A 17,233-nucleotide genomic window follows, 5' to 3' on the forward strand; every position below is an offset into this window, starting at 1 on the left:
ACCCGTCGATGCTAATCGGCTTTGCCATCACCATGGGCCGTGCCGGCGAACTCTCCCCCGTTCGCCGACCAGTCCCGGTCGATCAGTGCGCGGTGGCCGATCCGCTGCAGCGCGGCTTCGACCTCGCCGCGCTCCGGGCGGCCCTCGAACCCGGGCGAGCGGGACAGCTTGTCGCTCACCCAGTCCTGGATCAGCGAGGTCACGAACCGGACCTGCTGCAGTCCGGCCCGGGTGAGCCCTAGGTGGTCGCCGTCCCGCAGCGCATATCCCTGCGCGACCAGGCGGTCGACGGTCGGTTCGAGGATCTCGTAGGGCACCCGCAGGTTCTTGCCGATGTCGCCGAGCCGCGCGGTGCGGAACACCTGCGTGTAGCGGTAGATGCGCAGCACCGTCCACAGCCCGGCCACATCGAGCTCGCAGTCCGGTCGCATCGCGATGCTGCGCAGCCGGACCCCGGGTTCGTTGCGCAGCAGCCGGCCGATCGCGGTCTCCAGCAACTCGTCCGAGGAGGCGGTGGTGGGCATGCCGAACCCGTCGCCGAGGTCGACCGCACTGTCGTGCAACTCCTTGAGCGGGACCTCGCGCAAGAACAGCGCCAGCACGAACCCGAGCAGCGCGACCGGCGCGGCCCAGAAGAAGACCTGGCCGAGTGACTCGGCGTAGGCCTGCACGATCGGCGCCGCCTGCTGCGCCGGCAGCCGGTGCAGCGCTTCGGGGGAACCGGCTGCGTCGACCGTCAACCCGGCCGCGCTGAGCGCCGGGCCCAGCCGGCGGTCCAGGAAGTTGACGAACAGCGACCCGAAAACCGCCGCGCCGAACGCGCTGCCGATGGTCCGGAAGAAGGTGACCCCGGAGGTGGCCACGCCGAGATCGGCGAAGCTCGAGGTGTTCTGCACGACAAGCACCAGAACCTGCATCGACAGCCCGATGCCGGCGCCCAGCAGCAGCAGGTACGCCGACTGCAGCCAGGCCGCCGTGGCGGCGTCCATCTGCGACATCAGCGCGAACGCGATCGTCATCAGGGCGGTGCCGACCACCGGAAAAATCTTGTACCGGCCGGTTCGGCCGACCAGGGTGCCGCTGCCGGTGGAGGTCACCAGCATGCCCACCACCATCGGCAGCGTCCGCAGCCCGGAGGCGGTCGCCGAGACTCCGTCGACGTACTGCATGAATGTCGGCAGGAAGGTCAGCGCACCCAACATCGCGAAACCGACCACGAACGCCAGCACGCAGCAGACTGCGAACACCGGATCGGCGAAGAGCCGGGTTGGCAGGATGGGAGCCGAGACCCGGCTTTCCACCCGGGCGAACAACGCCAGTGCCGCCACGGACGCGGCGAACAGTCCGATGATCGTCACCGAGCCCCAGGAGTAGCGGGTGCCGCCCCAACTGGTCGCCAGCGTCAATCCGGTGGCGCCCAGCCCGATCAGCACGATCCCGGCGTAGTCGATCACCGGCTTGGCCCGCTCGGCCAGCGCCGGGATCGCCGCCCCGGCCACGATCATCACGACCGCCGAGATCGGCACGTTGATCCAGAACGCCCACCGCCAGGTCAGGTAGTCGGTGAAGTACCCGCCCAGCAGCGGCCCGATCACGGTCGTGACGCCGAAGACCGCGCCCAGCATGCCCTGGTAGCGGCCCCGGTCGCGCAGTGGGATGACCTCGCCGATCAGTGCGGTGGCGGTGACCGTGACGCCGCCGCCACCGATGCCCTGCAGCGCGCGGGCACCGACCAGCATCACCATCGAGGTGGACAATCCGCACAGCACCGAGCCGAGCACGAAGCACACCACGGCGCTCTGGAAGACCAGCTTGCGCCCGAACAGGTCGCCGAGCTTGCCCGCCAGGACCGTCGCGAAAGTCGATGTCAGCAGGTAGCTGGTGACGACCCAGGACTGGTGGCCGGCGTTGCCCAGGTCCGACACGATCGTCGGCAGTGCCGTGGCGACGATGGTCTGGTCGAGTGCGGCCATCAGCATGCCGAACACGATCGCCAAAAAGATCAGATTGCGACGCTGCGAGCTGACCGGCGCAGGCCGCGTTTCCGCTGCGACCGGCGTCGAACTGCTCATACCGGTGACAGATACCCGCTAGCGGGCACCCGCATCGACCGGGGAAGTCACGTGGTCGGCGGTCGGGCGACGCACTGCGCCAGGTACAACGGCTCGCCGAGCTTGTCCATCAGCTCCAGTTGCGTCTGCAGGTAGTCGATGTGGGATTCCTCGTCGGCCAGGATGGTCTCGAGCAGTTTGGCGGTGGTGCTGTCCTGCTTGTCGCGGCACATGACGATGCCCGGCCGCAACCGGTTGAGCACCTCCATCTCGATGGCGAGGTCGCTCTCGAACTGTTCGCGCAGGGTCTGGCCGATGCGCAACGACCCGATGCGCTGGTAGTTCGGCAGCCCGTTGAGCAGCAGGATCCGGTCGGTGATGGTCTCCGCATGGCGCATCTCATCCATGGACTCTTCGCGCGTGTAGGCGGCCACTTCGGTCAAGCCCCAGTCGGCCTGCATCTTGGCGTGCAGGAAGTACTGGTTGATCGCGGTGAGCTCGCTGGTCAGCTGCTCGTTGAGCAGTTTGAGAACCTCGGGGTCGCCTTGCATGATCACTCCTCTGGGTGAAGAACCTCGCATGCCGGCCGCGACGGACGGGGGTGACTCATCGCCGTAACGCGCCGAATTTCAATCTAGTGCAGGCCGGATGTGCCAGGGGGGTGATTAGCCGTGTCTCGGCGCGTCGAATCGGCGCATCGGCTCGGCTTTCGGCCCAAGCGGGTGAGCCGGCCAGGCCTACGCGATGCGCTGAAGTTAGGTTAGACTCTACTAACATGAGACTAGCCACGCCAGGCCGCCGTGTCGGCAGTTCGGGCCATGGTGTGTCCCATCGCGACGATCCGCATTCGCTGGTGCTGGCGCTGGACTACCGGGTTGACGACGTTGATCGGACCTGGTCGCTGATCCGCGACGACCATGCGCCGCTTATCAGCCTCGGCGCCCGCCACGCGGTGCTCTACACCTCGGCGGTCGAAACCGACCGCGTGCTGGTGACGATCGGCCTGCGTCACCGGGTGTCGGTCAAGGAGTTGTTGCACTCCCCCGCGGTCTTCGAATGGTTCGACCGCTCCGGGGTCAACGACTTGCCGGCGATCTTCGCCGGCGAGGTCCGAGAGAAGATCAACCTGGCCCAGCCCGGCCCGCGGCAATCCGGCGCGGAGGTGATCGTCGGGGTGGTGTCCACCGTGGCCGATCCCGCGGATCTGATGGCCAACGTGCACCGCGGACTGGATCGATTCGCCGGTGCCGGCGTGCGCAAGGTGTGGGTGTATCAGGCCGTCGACGACGGGAATGAGGTGATGACGCTGCTGGAGATCGACAGTGCGGCAAGTGCGCAACGCTGGATCGACCACCCGGACACCGCCGCGGAGTGGATGATCGGTTCCGGCGCCGGAGGGTATCCCCGGCCGTTCGTCGGAAAGCTCGCTGCCGCAATCGATCTGATGACGCCTGTGGACGACGGTCGGTAGGGGTATCGCCATGTATGTATGCCTTTGTGTCGGAGCCACCAATCAGATGGTGAGCGACGCCGTCGCGGCCGGGGCGTCGACGTCCAAAGAGGTCGCCGCGATGTGCGGGGCCGGTGGCGACTGCGGCAGGTGCCGGTGCACCGTCCGCGGCATCATCGAGGCCACGCTGGCCGCGGTGCCGTCCGCTCCGGCCAACGGTTCGCTGCGGCACCTCGCCCTGGACATCACACCGGTCGGGTCACACTGATCAGCGGCTGTTAGCCGACCAGGTCGACGCGGTGTCGCGCGGCGATCACGTCGCCGATGACGGCTGCGAGCCGCCGGTAGGAGTCCTCGCGCCCACTGGAGGTGCGAAACACCAGCCCGATGCGCCGGCCCGGTCGGGGCGCGGCGAAGTGGGCCAGCGCCAAGCCGCTGCGCTCGGCTTCCACCTCGACCGCGGTCTGCGGGATCAACGTCACCCCCAGCCCCCCGGTCACGCACTGCACCGCGGTCGCCAGGGACGCCGCCCGGGTGTTGGTCAACTGGGCCCGCACGCCGGCATTGCGGCAGATGTCCAGCGCCTGGTCCCGCAAGCAGTGCCCCTCGTCGAGCAGCAACAGCGGCAGGTCTGCCAGGGCAGCCGGCGAGACCCGTCGCTTGCCGGCCAGCGCATGCCCCGGCGGGAGGGCCAACACGAAGTCCTCGTCGTAGATGGGTATCTCGGTCATGCCGGCGGCCTCGGCCGGCAGTGCCAGCAGCGCGGCGTCCACCGCGCCCTCCCGCAACCCGGTGAGCAGTCGTTCGGTCTGGTCCTCGATCACCCGCAGGTTCAGGCCGGGTAGCCGTTCCGAGATGCCGGCCAGCACGGCGGGCAGCACGTAGGGCGCCACCGTCGGGATAAGGCCGAGGCGCATGGTGCCCTGCAGCGGATCGGCGACCCCGGCCGCCGCCGCCGAGAACTGCGACGCCGCATCGAGCACGGCGTGGGCGTGCGGCAGCAACTGCTGCCCTTCGGCGGTCAGGAAGACCCGCCGGGTGGACCGCTCTATCAACTGGATGCCCAGACCGGCCTCCAGTGACGACAGGGCCTGCGACAACGTCGACTGGCTCAGGCCCAGGCCGGCCGCCGCGAGGCTGAAGTGGTGCTTCTCGGCGACCGCGGCAAACGCCCGCAGGCCCGCCAGGGTCGGCTGATAGCTTATATCGGTCATACCGATAAGTGTAGTGCCAAGTATCACCTTTCATTTTTAATTCAGATAGGGCAACATGGAGCGTGCGGACGCTGAACTCGTCCGCGCCCCGAAAACTCACACCAGAAGGAGTGTCATGGCACTGCTGACCATTGGCGACCAGTTCCCGTCCTACCGGCTCACCGCGCTGATCCCAGGCGACCTGTCGAAGGTCGACGCGAAGGGCCCCGAGGACTTCTTCACCACCGTCACCAGCGACGACCACCCCGGCAAGTGGCGGATCGTGTTCTTCTGGCCCAAGGACTTCACCTTCGTCTGCCCCACCGAGATCGCCGCGTTCGGCAAGCTGAACGACGAGTTCGCCGACCGCGACGCTCAGGTGCTCGGCGCGTCGATCGACAACGAGTTCGTGCACTACAACTGGCGTCTGCAGCACGAGGACCTCAAGACGCTGCCGTTCCCGATGCTGGCAGACCTCAAGCGCGAGCTCGCCGAGGCCACCGGTGTGCTCAACGCCGACGGTGTCGCCGACCGGGCGACCTTCATCGTCGACCCCAACAACGAGATCCAGTTCGTCTCGGTGACCGCGGGCTCGGTCGGCCGCAACGTCGACGAGGTGCTGCGCGTACTCGACGCGCTGCAGTCCGACGAGCTGTGCGCGTGCAACTGGAAGAAGGGCGACCCGACGCTCAACGTCGGCGAGCTGCTCAAAGAATCGATGTGACCGAGGCCCAAACGGTGCAGCGGGCCGGCGATGAAAGGAATGGCGCCAGATGAGTATTGAGAATCTCAAGAACGCGGTCCCCGAATTCGCCAAGGACCTGAAGCTCAACCTGGGTTCGATCGCTCGCACCACCGCCCTCAACGAGGAGCAGCTCTGGGGCAGCCTGTTGGCCAGCGCCGCGGCGACACGCAACGCCACGGTGCTCGCCGAGATCAGCGACGAAGCGGCCGACAACCTGTCAGCCGAGGCCTATCAGGCCGCTCTGGGAGCGGCGTCGATCATGGGGATGAACAACGTGTTCTACCGTGGCCGGCACTTCCTGGACGGCGCCTACGACGACCTGCGGCCCGGGTTGCGGATGAACATCATCGGCAACCCGGGGGTCGACAAGGCCAACTTCGAGCTGTGGAGCTTCGCGGTCTCGGCGATCAACGGCTGCCAGGCCTGCGTCGGCTCTCACGAGCAGGTCGTCCGGGATGCTGGCGTCGGCCGCGAGGCGGTGTTGGAGGCACTCAAGGTCGCCTCGATCGTGGCCGGCGTGGCCCAGGCGATCTTCGCCGGACAGACCCTGCCCGAGAGTTCGGCCTAAGGATCGATGCTGGCGCGGCTCGACTCGGCGAGCCGCGCCAGCCGGTCCAGGGTGACCGGGTCCTGCCGGCCGCCGTAACAGCGGTCCGACACCGAATCTCGTGGATGGAGCAACCGATGCCGGTGACGCAGCGGCGCTTTCCCAGAGTCCACGATCTCGCGCCGCTGATCGGATTTCGCCGGCCACGGTTCAACCGCCGCGCCCGGCGGCTGGACGCCGCGCTGACCGTCGAGGATCTGCGCCGCATCGCCCGGCGCCGCACCCCCAAAGCTGCCTTCGACTACACCGACGGTGCCGCCGACGACGAGATCTCGCTGGGACGGGCCCGACAGGCCTTCCGCGACATCGAGTTTCACCCGGCGATCCTGCGCGACGTCACCGACGTCGACACCAGCCGTGACGTACTGGGCGCCGCGGTGGCGCTACCGTTCGCGATCGCCCCGACCGGGTTCACCCGGCTGATGCACACCGCCGGCGAGTTGGCCGGCGCCCGGGCAGCCGAGGCCGCCGGAATCCCGTTCTCGCTGTCGACGCTGGGCACGGCCTCCATCGAAGAAGTCGCCGCGGCCGCCCCCGGCGCCCGGCGGTGGTTCCAGCTGTATATGTGGCGCGACCGCGACCGGTCGATGGCGCTGCTGCGCCGCGCTGCCGACGCCGGCTACGACACCCTGCTGGCGACCGTCGACGCACCCGTCCCGGGGGCGCGCCGGCGCGACACCCGCAACGGCATGACCATCCCACCGGCGCTGACGCTGCGCACGGTGGCCGATGCGGTCGCGCACCCGGCCTGGTGGTTCGACCTCTTCACCACCGAGCCGCTGTCCTTCGCGTCGCTGGACCGGTGGTCGGGCACCGTCGCGCAGTACATGGACAGCATGTTCGACCCGAGCATGACCTTCGACGACCTGGCCTGGGTCAGGTCGCAGTGGCCGGGCCGGTTCGTCGTCAAAGGCATCCAGACCCTCGCCGACGCCCGGGCTGTGGTCGATCTCGGCGCCGACGGCATCGTGTTGTCCAACCACGGCGGTCGCCAACTCGACCGGGCACCGGTTCCTTTTCAGCTGCTGCCGCGCGTCGCGCGGGAGGTCGGGGCCGACACCGAAGTCCTGCTCGACACCGGGATCATGTCCGGCGCGGACATCGTGGCAGCGGTGGCACTCGGCGCCCGGTGCACCCTGATCGGCCGGGCCTACCTGTACGGGCTGATGGCCGGCGGGCAGGCCGGGGTGCAGCGTGTCATCGACATCCTCGCCGAGCAGATCCGGCGCACCATGCGGCTGCTGGGGGTCAGCGAGCTCGCCGAGCTGTCACCGCAGCACGTGACGCAGCTGCGGCGGCTGGCTCCGCTCCACGGCGGGTGAGGCCGGGCTCAGAACGCGGGAGCCTGCGTCACCAATGCCGCGATCATGTCGGTGAGCACGCTCGCCTGGTCGGTGACCACGGCACCGCAGGCCTTCACGTCGATCACCGTGTCGGCCACCGCATCGAGCACCCGCTGGCAGGTGTATCCCCCGGGCCTGAGGGTGTACGTCTGCGAGATCCGGGGCGCGTCACCCACCGCTTCCCCGATATCCCAGGTGTAGGTATTGCGGTCGGGGTAGCTCACGGTGACCGTCTTGCCCACACAGCCCCGCCACTGCGGTACCGACTGCTGGACGAAGGCGGCGGCCAGACCGGACTTCGGGGCGAACGTGGCGATGTCCTGGTCCACGAAAGGCCGGCCGTTGACCCCGGCGCGCTGCAGGCCGCCCGGCTCCTCCAACACCTTCCACGCCGCCGTTTGGGCCTGACTACCCTGGTAGACCTCGTCAATGCCCGGGTAGAGCACACCTAGACAGTCCGGCGGCGACAGCTCGATCACACCGCCCGGCTTGAACGCCGCCAGGTCGGCCTGCACCGTCGCCATCCCGGGAGCAGCCATCACGGCCTCGACGCCGGAGTCCTCCGCCAAGGCCGGCGCGGGCGGCTCCGGCGGCGTGGCGATGATCCCGGCCACCAGCGCACCCGCGGCCGCCACCGCCACCGTGGCGCCGCCGATCAGCAGCTTCTTCTTCGACCACCATCGGGTCCCCGACGAGCTCGGACCAGGATCGGCGGCTGGTATGACACTCGGTGAGCGCCGGGCGGCCACCGGCCGCGGGCCGCTCACCGCGGCGACCGGAATCCCGACGGTGGACGCGGTGAAGCTCGGGTCGTTGGCGGCCAGGACGGCGTCGACGTCGGTGCGGGTGCGGACCGTGACATCCGGCCGGTCGCGCAGCCGGCACAGCAGCTGAACGATATCGCTGCGCACAGTCGGGTCGTCGCAGTCCTCGTCCAGCCGGGACCGAAGCTCGAATACCAACTCGGCCTGCTTACGGTAACTCAGTTCGGGTCCGGCCAGATCCGAGGACAGTCGCATCAGATAGGCGAACGGCACCGTCGGCTCTTCCGGCAACGGCGCCGGCAGCGGCACGGCCCGCCGCGACATGCTGGCCAGCGCCGCGGTCAAGCGGGCATCGGCGGCCGGGTTACGGTGTCGGTAGTCGACGATCTGGGTCGCGGCCAGCGGGGTGACCCGCACACTGTCCACCGGCCCGATCTGCACCGGCAGCACCGGCCGGCGCAACGCCCGCGCATAGGCCAGCTCCGCCTGACAAGGCTTGGACCTCAGCGAGTTGTTCGACAGCGCGACGAGGAACACCGTGCAGTTGCGAATCCGATCCAGGATGGTTTGCCACCACGCGTCGCCGCCACTGAGCTCCTCATCAAGCCACACCTGCTGCTCGGTGCTGCGCAGAACCGCAACCAGCGGGTCCACCAGCGCCCGATCCTGGCTGGCGTAACTGACAAACAGCATGGTCCCCTCTCCAGGCCCATGTTCGAGGACGCGAACCGATCAATATCCCGTATTGCAAGACGGCTGGCCGATATCGGTCATCGCGCGTCCGGGTTAGTGTACGAGAGACCAAGTCGTTTCCGCGACGGGCTGGTCGGCCCGCCGGAAGCAGGAGAGGAGAAGCGTCGATGGCCGGTTCCGCCGCCGAGCCCGATGAGCGGGGGCGTAACGCGCCGCCACCGACGACCTTTCAGCACAGATTGCTGACCGGCCTGACCGATCCGCACTGGTACTGGGTGCTGATACCGGCGGGAATCGCGGCCTTCGTGCTGGGGCTGTGGGGCTACGGCTCCTATGGCGGCGGCCATCACTCGCTGTCGGATTCGGTCTACGGTGCGGTCAAGCTGTACTTCCTGCACGCCGCCCCCCAGCCGGAGCACAATGTCGGCGTCGCACTGGACATCGCCCGCTTCCTGGCGCCGATCGTCGCCGGCTGGGCCGCCCTCATTGCGGTGGTGTCGGTATTCCGCGACCGAGTGCAGCAACTGCTGATCCCGTTCAAGCACGGTCACGTCGTGGTCTGCGGCCTGGGCTATGCCGGGTTCGAGTTCGTCCGCAAGCTGCGCGCCGCGGGCTACCGGGCGGTGGTGATCGAATCCGACGAGAACAACCCGCGAATCAGGACCTGCCGTAACTGGGGGTTCCCGGTCATCATCGGGGATGCGCAACTGAGTGCCACCCTCGAGTCAGCCGGCGTCCGCCGGGCCGCCCGGTTGCTCGCGGTGACCTCCGATAGCGTGGCCAACACCGAAATCGTCACACTGGCACGCAGATTGGCCCACTCCGCCCGGCGCCAGCCGATCTTCGGCCGCTCGGGTGGACACGTCCTGCGCTGCCTGGCGCGCATCGACGACCCGGGGCTGTGTGTACTGCTGCGACTCGGCGAGTTCAATCGCGGTGACGATCAGTCAGTCGTCGACTTCTTCAACATCGACACAGTCGGTGCCCGGCTGCTACTGGACAAGTATCCGGTGGACACGCGACAGCGTCCGCACATCGCGGTCGCCCACCTCGACGGTGTCGGTTCGGGGGTGGTCTTTCAGGCGGCACGGCAGTGGCACGACGAACGCACCGGTGACCAGCCGCTGCTGGTGACGGTGATCGACGACAACGCCGCCGACAAGGTGGCCGCCCTGATCGCCCAGTACCCCGCCCTGGAGGAGATCTGCGAATTCCACTGCTCGTCGACCTCGATGCGGGACATCGACCGATTGGCGCAGGCGACCGACCGACCGGTCACCCAGGCCTATGTGACCGGCTACCGCGACGAGCGCAATGTCGGGTCGGCCCTGAATCTGCGTCGGGCCCTCGACGACACGGTCCCGGTGGTCACCACGATCTCGCGGGCCTACGGTGTGGCCGAATTGCTCGAGGAGAAGGCGGCTCTCGGAGCGGGCGTCAGCGTGTTCCGGACGTTGCAGGAGACCTGCAGCGTCGAGCTCGTCGAGGGTGGCTCGCTGGAGGCCATCGCCCAGGAAATCCACCGGCGCTACTGCCTGATGCAGCCAGCCGGTGTGCCTGCGCCGCCGCCATGGCCGGAATTGGATGACGCCCTGAAGGAATCGAGTCGAGCCCAGGCTCGCCACATCGGAGTGAAGCTGCGCAGCATCGGGTGTGTGATCGCACCGCTGCGCGACTGGCAGGCCAAGGACTTCCAGTTCACCGACGAGGAGATGGACACACTGGGTGCCATGGAGCACGACCGGTGGATGCAGGAGAAGCTCGCCGCCGGCTGGACCCTGGGCGACGAGAACCGCGAACGCAAGAAGGACCCGCATCTGGTGCCGATGGACGAGTTGCCGTCCGAGGTCGCCGAGGTGGACCGCATCTTCGTACGCGCAATCCCGCAGATGCTGGCAGCCGCCGGCCTGGAGATCGTCGATCTCACGAGGTCGGCGCCGAGGTACCCGTGCCACCGGGCGCCGCACTGATATGTAGATGGCTCGTGTCAAGAGGCATGGCGAGGCGCCCGTCCCTGGGTTGGGGCGGGCGCCTCTGCTTCGCCTTGGTCGCCGGTGTCGGTGAGCGTGTCGTTGGCGACGCGCGGTCTGACTGATATGCGCGGGTTGGTTACCGCAGGACGGTGGTTCGGCTGGAGTGGGTCCGCGTGTCTAGCATCGAGCGTCGCCTTGCAGGGTTGCTCATAGAGCGGTCGCGGGTCACTCCACGCGCTGCCACCGACGCCCGGGTCCTGGCGAAGCGGCTTTTATGCGCCTCAGGTGCTGGTGTCGAGTACCGCCAGGGACCAGCACCATCCGGCGAGTTCACGGGCGATGGCGACGTCGGCGACGGTACTGCGTTTGCGGCGGTCGATGAATTGCACCCACCGCTGGTGCAGGCGACGGTTGCCGTCGTTGCCGCGAGCGCGCGCAGCTGCCGGTGCGAGGTCCCACCGTGCGCGCAGCACCTTTCCCACGGTGTATCTGGGGCGGTGGTGCCATGCTGCTTCGACGAGCAGGCGGCGGGCGTGTCCGTTACCGGTCCTGGTGATTGCCCCTTGACTCCGGGATCCGCCCGATGAGTGTTCACTGGGTACCAGCCCGACGAAGGATCCGATGGTATTGCCGGTGAACCGTGTCCAGTCGCCGATCTCCACCGCGAGAGCGAATGCGGTCAGCGTGCCGATGCCGCGTAGGCAACCGAGGCGGCGCACGATCGCCGTGAACTCGCAATCCGCGGCGGTCTCCTCGATGGCGGTGTCGAGTCGGTCACGACGAGCTTTAACGGTCAGGACAGCGTCGTAGTCGGCGTCGAAAGTCAGCCGCGTGGCGGCGTCGCTGGGAAGCCGCCGCAGCGCGTCGTGCCGCAGCCAGATATCGTGCTTACCGGTCCACGCCTTGCCGTCGTAGTAGACGATGCCGTGGCGCAGAAGCAGTTTCGATAGCCGGTGACGGGCTCTCATTAGATCACCGCGGCAGTCCTCTCTGGCTCTGACCAGGTCCCGTGCGGCTTCCTGGGCGATCGTCGGGATCGCCACTGAGGTGATCTCATCGAGTCGCAACAACCGCGCGAGGTGGATCGCGTCCTTGGCATCGGTCTTGGCCCGGTCGCCGGCGGGGCGCTGCAGCTTGCTCGGCGCCGCCACCTCGCATCGCACACCTGCTGCCTTCAGGTGCCGATACAACCCGAACCCCGTCGGCCCGGCCTCATAGGCCACCGCGACGGGTCCAGCTAGCCGGCCCAGCCAGCCACGGACATCCCCATAGTCGGGGGTCAGCGTCGCCTGGACCACCTGTCCTGTGACGCTATCGATCGCCGCTGCCGCGACCGATCGTGCGTGCACATCGAGCCCTACGCTCGTACGCTCTGTAAACACCGGGGCCTCCCACAAATGTTGGATAGGCCGGGCAGGGACTTCTGCTCGGTAACCCACGAGCTTTTGTGAGTGAGGCCCCGGCCCGCAACCCCCGACGGAAGCCGGGCGTCACCTCATACCAACTTGTTCAATAGCGGTCAGGGGATCGGGGTCTGCAGCCCGGATCTTCGAGGTGCCGGTTCGGGATCGCTCGCTCTCATACCTGCCGCCCAGCCGGGTTGGCTCTTAGACGGCTTGCGTCCCGGGCCGGGGCCGCTGGCCGGGAGTGGCTGAAGAGAGGCCTGCAAAGCCGAAAGTTGGTGTGCCCTCCTTGCACTCACACCGTTGTCGAACGCAAGGAGGAATACTCACCCGTGCTGTCATCATCACCGACCGAGCGTGTCGTCATCGCCGTCGACCCGCACAAGGCATCCTGGACTGCCGCCGTCATCGATACCGCGCTTCAACCATTGGACGTGCTTCGGGTGGACGTCGGCGCCGACGGTTACCGCCGGCTTCGGCGGTTCGCCCGGCAGTGGACCCAGCCGGTGTGGGCTATCGAAGGTGCAGCGGGCTTGGGCGCACCCTTGACCCGGCAGCTGGCCGACGACGGCGTCGAGGTCATCGACGTTCCCGCCAAATTGGCCGCCCGCGTGCGGCTGCTCTCCACCGGGCATGGCCGCAAGACCGATGAAGCCGACGCCATCTCGGTCGGGATCGCCGCACTGACCTCCACCCGGCTCAACACCGCTACCGTCGACGCGAGCATCATCGCAATGCGTGCCCTGGTCGAACACCGTGACGACCTGGTCAAGACCCGCACCCAGACCGTCAACCGGCTCCACGTACTGCTGACTCACCTCACCCCGGCCGGCGCCCCACGCGGGCTCACTGCCGAGCGCGCCGCCGACATCCTGCGCCAGATCCGACCCCGCGAACCCGCCACCAAAACCCTGCGCAGCCTGGCCGCTGACCTCGTCGCCGAGATCCGCGCGCTCGACCGTCGCATCGCCAAGGCCGCCGCCGACATCGAGGCCGCAGTCGAGTCATCGGGAACCACCCTGACCGAACTCAGCGGCATCGGGACCCTCAACGCCGCCAAGATCGTGGCCCGCGTCGGCGCCATCAGCCGATTCCGCTCGGCCGACGCGTTCGCCACCTACACCGGCACTGCACCTATCGCAGCGTCCTCCGGCGATGTCACCCGCCACCGACTCTCCCGCGCCGGCGACCGACAACTGAACTGCTGCCTGCACACCATGGCCATCTCCCAAATCGCCCGAGACACCCCAGGACGCGACTACTACCGAAGAAAACGCGCCGCAGGCAAAAGCCACCGAGAAGCGCTGCGCTGCCTCAAACGACGCCTCTCCGATGCTGTCTACCGACAACTGCTCCGAGACGCCGCACGACATGAGGCAGGCCCGGGAGGACACTCGGGGGCGGCACTAACATCCAGCGCGGCCAGCTCAAACCCCGCACACTGACGCTTCGGACAAGTCACTTCCCGGACCTACCAGCAGCCACATTACAGCCGGGCAGTTGACACAGAGAGGCGCCGTCTAGCGGTTGATCTCACCTGCCGGGTTTGTTGTGCCTCCCGCCTGGGTATGCCCCTGCGGTGCATACCAACACGGAACTGGTGCGACGGCTGCTGCGCCGGGCCGGAAAGACCTACGCTCAAGAGGCAGGCATCCGGTTGCGCAATCAACCGATGCCGCTGTTTCAGCTGCTGACCCTGTGCATGCTCGCCAGCAAGCCGATTGATGCCGCCATCGCGGCCCGAGCCGCGCGGGAGCTGTTCAAGAGCGGCCTGCGCACACCGCACAAGGTTCTCGAGGCCGATCGCCCCACCATGATCGATGCCATGGGCCGCGCCCACTACCGCCGCTACGACGAGAGTTCGGCGACTCGGTTGGTGGAACTCGCTGAAGCCGTGCAGGAGGACTACCGCGGCGACCTGCGGCTGCTGGCGGAGCGCAGCGGGCGCGATGTCGACGCGGCCGTCAAGTTGCTCAAGGAGTTCCAGGGAATCGGTGACACCGGCGCGAGCATCTTTCTGCGGGAGGTCCAAGACGTGTGGCCCTGGGCCCGGGCCAGCTTCGACGAGCGCGCGCTGGCCGCAGCGCGTGACCTCGGGTTGCCCGGCGAAGCAAGCGAACTCGGTGCGCTGTCCGGAGGCCGCAACGCCGAACTCGCGGCAGCGCTGGTGCGTTACTCCGCCGACGCCGATATCCGTGAGCGGCTGGTCGATTAGCCCGCTGCCCGGCCGGATCGTCGGTAAGGTGGCCGGTGACGGCGCCTAGAGCGGAGGATCGCGTGTCGACATCAGCAACATTCGTGATCGTCGGCGCCGGCCTGGCCGGCGCCAAGGCCGTGGAAGCGCTGCGCGACAAGAACTTCGACGGAACACTCATTCTGCTCGGCGAGGAGCAGCAGCTGCCCTACGAACGGCCGCCGCTGTCCAAGGAATTCCTGGCCGGCAAGAAGACTCTCGGTGACTTCACCGTGAACCCACGAGACTGGTACCGCGAGCACGACGTCGACTTTCGCGCCGGCGCCCGCGTCGTGGGGTTGGACCGGGCCGGTCACACCGTCGAGCTGGCCGACGGCACCGGCCTGAGCTACCAGAAACTGCTGCTGGCCACGGGTTCGCGCTCACGACGGGTACCGATCCCGGGCGCCGACGCTCGCGGCGTGCACTATCTGCGCACGGTCGACGACGCCGCTGCACTGGATTCCGCACTGGCATCGGGCACCCCGCTGGCAGTGGTGGGCGCCGGCTGGATCGGCATGGAGGTGGCCGCCAGTGCACGCCAGCGCGGCGTCGACGTGACAGTGGTGGAGACCGCCACGCTGCCGCTGCTGGCCAGCCTGGGCGCCGAAAACGGCACCATCTTCGCCGACCTGCACCGCGACCACGGCGTCGACCTGCGCCTGGGTTCGGCCGTCGCCGAGATAACCACGGCCGACGGCGCCGCCACCGGCCTGCGATTGACCGACGGTTCGCAGATCAGCACGGGCGCGGTACTGGTCGCCGTGGGCGCACAGCCCAACATCGAGCTGGCCGAGCAGGCCGGTCTTGCCACCGGCGACGGCGGTGTCCTGGTAGACGCCAGCCTGTGCAGCAGCGATCCCGACATCTACGCGGTCGGTGACATCGCGGCGGCACAGCACCCCTTGCTGGCAACCCGGATCCGCACCGAACACTGGGCAAACGCTCTCAAGCAACCGGCGGTCGCGGCGGCGGGAATGCTCGGCGACCCGGGCGAATACACCGAGCTGCCTTACTTTTTCACCGACCAATACGATCTCGGCATGGAGTACGTCGGGCACGCGCCCGGCTACTCCCGCGTGGTCTTCCGCGGCGACACCGGTGCGCGCGAGTTCACCAGCTTCTGGCTCGGCGAGGACAACCGGGTGCTGGCCGGGATGAACGTCAACATCTGGGAGGGCCTCGATGACATCAAGGCCCTGATCAGGTCGCAGGCACCCGTCGACCCCGGCCGGCTGGCAGACCCGACGGCGCCGCTGAGCGAGCTGTCGCGCTGAGCCGCGGCGGGGTGGGCTACCGCAGCGCCGCGGTGCCGTCCTCGTGCACGTCGACGAGTGCATCGGCGATGTCCTCGCGCACGCTCGCTTGAGCGACGTCCGCATCGCGGATCACCGCCATGGTCCGTGATCCGTCGGGGGTGCGGAGCGCCAGGAAGACATGCTGGGGGTTGCCGTCCCGGTCGAACGGCGTCGTCCACGATTCCACCGTGCCGGTCCCCCGCCAGTGCGTGACAACCGGTCGTGTCGGTTCGTCCTCCACCGCGGATTGCACGTCCTTCCAGCGGAATCCAGCTGGCGGCGGTTCGGTGCCGTATACCCCGAAGCTGTGCTTGGTCAGGTAGCCGCCGTTGGCGGTGATCAGTCCGCGCCGACCCGGGTTGGCGACCAGCAGTTCGGCCAGGGTGGCTATCGAATGCATTACGTAGTTGTTCCACGGCCCACCGGCGAAGGTCAGCCCGCCGGTCACGGTCAGTGGCCGGGCCGGGTCATCGGTGGGCAGCCCCAGCTCGGCCGCGGCCACCTGGACCGCCGACGGGAAGCACGAGTACAGGTCGACGTAATCGACGTCGCCGATCTGATCGACACCGGCCAGTTCCAGTGCGCACGCCCCCGCGATCCGGATCGCCGGTGAGCGGTGCAGTTCGTCGCGGGCACCGAGGGCGTAGGTGTCGTGGGCATCGGCGCCGGCCTGCGGAAAGACCCAGCGCTCCGACGGGATCCGTAGCTCGGTGGCGCGCTGAACGGAGGTCAGTACCAGCGCCGCGGCCTGATCGACCATGTTGTTGGAGTTCATCAACTTGGTGTACGGCCAGCTGATCATCCGGTTCTTCGGCCCGGGCTGCCAGATCTTTTCGGCCCCAACGGGTTCGCGGATCCAGGCATGCGGGTTATCCACAGCGACCGCGTTGAACCGCGCCCACAGCTCACCGATGCGCCGGCGATGGCCGTCGCCGGTCTCCCCGGCCGCGATGCGCAGGGCCTCCTCGAACAGCGGGTAGACGTAAGCCGGCCGGTCCAACCCGATGCGTTCCTCGGCCGCACCCGACAACGGCACGTCCTCACCCTCGCATTCGGCAAGCGGCACGTCCGCTTCGTCCTGCCGGGTCCAGGCCAACCTGCCGCCGGCCGACCGCAGTCGGCTGCGGGTACGCCACATCTCGCCGCCGGCCAGCAGCACCACTCCGGCGCGGCCGTCTTGAATGTCCAGGCAGGCCCGATTCAGCAGTGACTGCGGCACATTGCCACCCATCGGGCTGTAGCGGGTGGCGGGCCGGTCGGCGCCGATCCGCTGCGCGAGCAGGGCACCCGGATCGCGGTAGCGCGCCGAGAGCAGGTTGACCACCCGGATCGAGTCGACGGCGCGCAGCACCCGGTCGTCGGCGGCATGGCGTGCCGCAGCCGCCATCAGGTCGACGGGTTCGACGGGATCGTGCTCGTCGCGGTGGTTGATCTGGCCGTAGCCGATCAGCACCGGTGTCCGGGGGTCGACGGGCATGGG

At 68.2% G+C, this 17,233-nt stretch carries 15 protein-coding genes; 9 read left to right on the forward strand and 6 right to left on the reverse strand.

What is annotated here, in order from left to right:
* Positions 1 to 11: 11 nt before the first annotated feature.
* Together AWC24_RS08640 and bfr are read right to left on the reverse strand one after the other, a co-directional pair.
* Positions 12 to 2,072 carry an MDR family MFS transporter gene (locus AWC24_RS08640; RefSeq protein ID WP_085083931.1) on the reverse strand — a complete coding sequence of 687 codons (2,061 nt, stop codon included), beginning with the start codon at positions 2,070 to 2,072 and terminating at the stop codon, positions 12 to 14.
* A 47-nt stretch (positions 2,073 to 2,119) separates the two neighbouring features.
* Positions 2,120 to 2,602 (reverse strand): bacterioferritin, encoded by a 483-nt coding sequence (gene bfr / locus AWC24_RS08645; RefSeq protein WP_085084067.1) that lies wholly within the window; start codon positions 2,600 to 2,602, stop codon positions 2,120 to 2,122.
* Positions 2,603 to 2,826: 224 nt separating this feature from the next.
* Here bfr and AWC24_RS08650 point away from each other — a divergent pair, with 224 nt between their 5' ends.
* Both AWC24_RS08650 and AWC24_RS08655 read left to right on the forward strand, forming a co-directional pair.
* Entirely contained in the window at positions 2,827 to 3,522 is a 696-nt protein-coding gene (locus tag AWC24_RS08650) for a fatty-acid--CoA ligase (RefSeq protein WP_234807302.1), read from the forward strand.
* Positions 3,523 to 3,532: 10 nt separating this feature from the next.
* Positions 3,533 to 3,769 (forward strand): (2Fe-2S)-binding protein, encoded by a 237-nt coding sequence (locus tag AWC24_RS08655; protein WP_085083935.1) that lies wholly within the window; start codon positions 3,533 to 3,535, stop codon positions 3,767 to 3,769.
* A gap of 10 nt (positions 3,770 to 3,779) precedes the next feature.
* On the opposite strand, the gene AWC24_RS08660 is transcribed toward AWC24_RS08655, so the two are convergent.
* A complete protein-coding gene (locus AWC24_RS08660; RefSeq protein WP_085083937.1) occupies positions 3,780 to 4,715 on the reverse strand; it encodes a hydrogen peroxide-inducible genes activator in 936 nt (311 codons plus the stop codon).
* Positions 4,716 to 4,830: 115 nt separating this feature from the next.
* Here AWC24_RS08660 and AWC24_RS08665 point away from each other — a divergent pair, with 115 nt between their 5' ends.
* The 3 genes from AWC24_RS08665 (at position 4,831) to AWC24_RS08675 (ending at position 7,368) form a co-directional block, all read left to right on the forward strand.
* Positions 4,831 to 5,418: a peroxiredoxin gene (locus AWC24_RS08665; RefSeq protein ID WP_085083939.1), complete on the forward strand. Its 588-nt coding sequence runs from the start codon at positions 4,831 to 4,833 to the stop codon at positions 5,416 to 5,418.
* A 49-nt stretch (positions 5,419 to 5,467) separates the two neighbouring features.
* The gene (gene ahpD / locus AWC24_RS08670; protein ID WP_085083940.1) at positions 5,468 to 6,007 is read left to right on the forward strand and encodes an alkylhydroperoxidase, AhpD family; all 540 of its coding nucleotides are present in this window, start codon (positions 5,468 to 5,470) and stop codon (positions 6,005 to 6,007) included.
* A gap of 116 nt (positions 6,008 to 6,123) precedes the next feature.
* Positions 6,124 to 7,368 (forward strand): alpha-hydroxy acid oxidase, encoded by a 1,245-nt coding sequence (locus tag AWC24_RS08675; protein WP_085084069.1) that lies wholly within the window; start codon positions 6,124 to 6,126, stop codon positions 7,366 to 7,368.
* A gap of 8 nt (positions 7,369 to 7,376) precedes the next feature.
* Here the strand turns inward: AWC24_RS08675 and AWC24_RS08680 are convergent, their stop codons facing one another.
* Positions 7,377 to 8,846: a sensor domain-containing protein gene (locus AWC24_RS08680; protein ID WP_085083942.1), complete on the reverse strand. Its 1,470-nt coding sequence runs from the start codon at positions 8,844 to 8,846 to the stop codon at positions 7,377 to 7,379.
* Between the two features lie 167 nt (positions 8,847 to 9,013).
* Here AWC24_RS08680 and AWC24_RS08685 point away from each other — a divergent pair, with 167 nt between their 5' ends.
* Positions 9,014 to 10,816 (forward strand): NAD-binding protein, encoded by a 1,803-nt coding sequence (locus AWC24_RS08685; RefSeq protein WP_085083945.1) that lies wholly within the window; start codon positions 9,014 to 9,016, stop codon positions 10,814 to 10,816.
* Positions 10,817 to 11,100: 284 nt separating this feature from the next.
* Here the strand turns inward: AWC24_RS08685 and AWC24_RS08690 are convergent, their stop codons facing one another.
* Positions 11,101 to 12,201 (reverse strand): IS110 family RNA-guided transposase, encoded by a 1,101-nt coding sequence (locus AWC24_RS08690; protein ID WP_085084071.1) that lies wholly within the window; start codon positions 12,199 to 12,201, stop codon positions 11,101 to 11,103.
* A 353-nt stretch (positions 12,202 to 12,554) separates the two neighbouring features.
* On the opposite strand from AWC24_RS08690, the gene AWC24_RS08695 reads away from it, so the two are divergent.
* The 3 genes from AWC24_RS08695 (at position 12,555) to AWC24_RS08705 (ending at position 15,732) form a co-directional block, all read left to right on the forward strand.
* The gene (locus AWC24_RS08695; RefSeq protein ID WP_234807303.1) at positions 12,555 to 13,667 is read left to right on the forward strand and encodes an IS110 family RNA-guided transposase; all 1,113 of its coding nucleotides are present in this window, start codon (positions 12,555 to 12,557) and stop codon (positions 13,665 to 13,667) included.
* Positions 13,668 to 13,801: 134 nt separating this feature from the next.
* Complete coding sequence (locus AWC24_RS08700) at positions 13,802 to 14,437, forward strand: endonuclease (protein WP_085083947.1); 636 nt, start codon at positions 13,802 to 13,804, stop codon at positions 14,435 to 14,437.
* A 62-nt stretch (positions 14,438 to 14,499) separates the two neighbouring features.
* Positions 14,500 to 15,732 carry an NAD(P)/FAD-dependent oxidoreductase gene (locus AWC24_RS08705; RefSeq protein ID WP_085083949.1) on the forward strand — a complete coding sequence of 411 codons (1,233 nt, stop codon included), beginning with the start codon at positions 14,500 to 14,502 and terminating at the stop codon, positions 15,730 to 15,732.
* A 16-nt stretch (positions 15,733 to 15,748) separates the two neighbouring features.
* On the opposite strand, the gene AWC24_RS08710 is transcribed toward AWC24_RS08705, so the two are convergent.
* Positions 15,749 to 17,230, reverse strand: a complete 1,482-nt coding sequence (locus tag AWC24_RS08710) for an acetyl-CoA acetyltransferase (RefSeq protein ID WP_085083951.1) — start codon at positions 17,228 to 17,230, stop codon at positions 15,749 to 15,751.
* Between the last annotated feature and the right edge of the window lie 3 nt (positions 17,231 to 17,233).

The sequence above is a fragment of the Mycolicibacter senuensis genome (assembly GCF_002101885.1).
GTDB lineage: Bacteria > Actinomycetota > Actinomycetes > Mycobacteriales > Mycobacteriaceae > Mycobacterium > Mycobacterium senuense.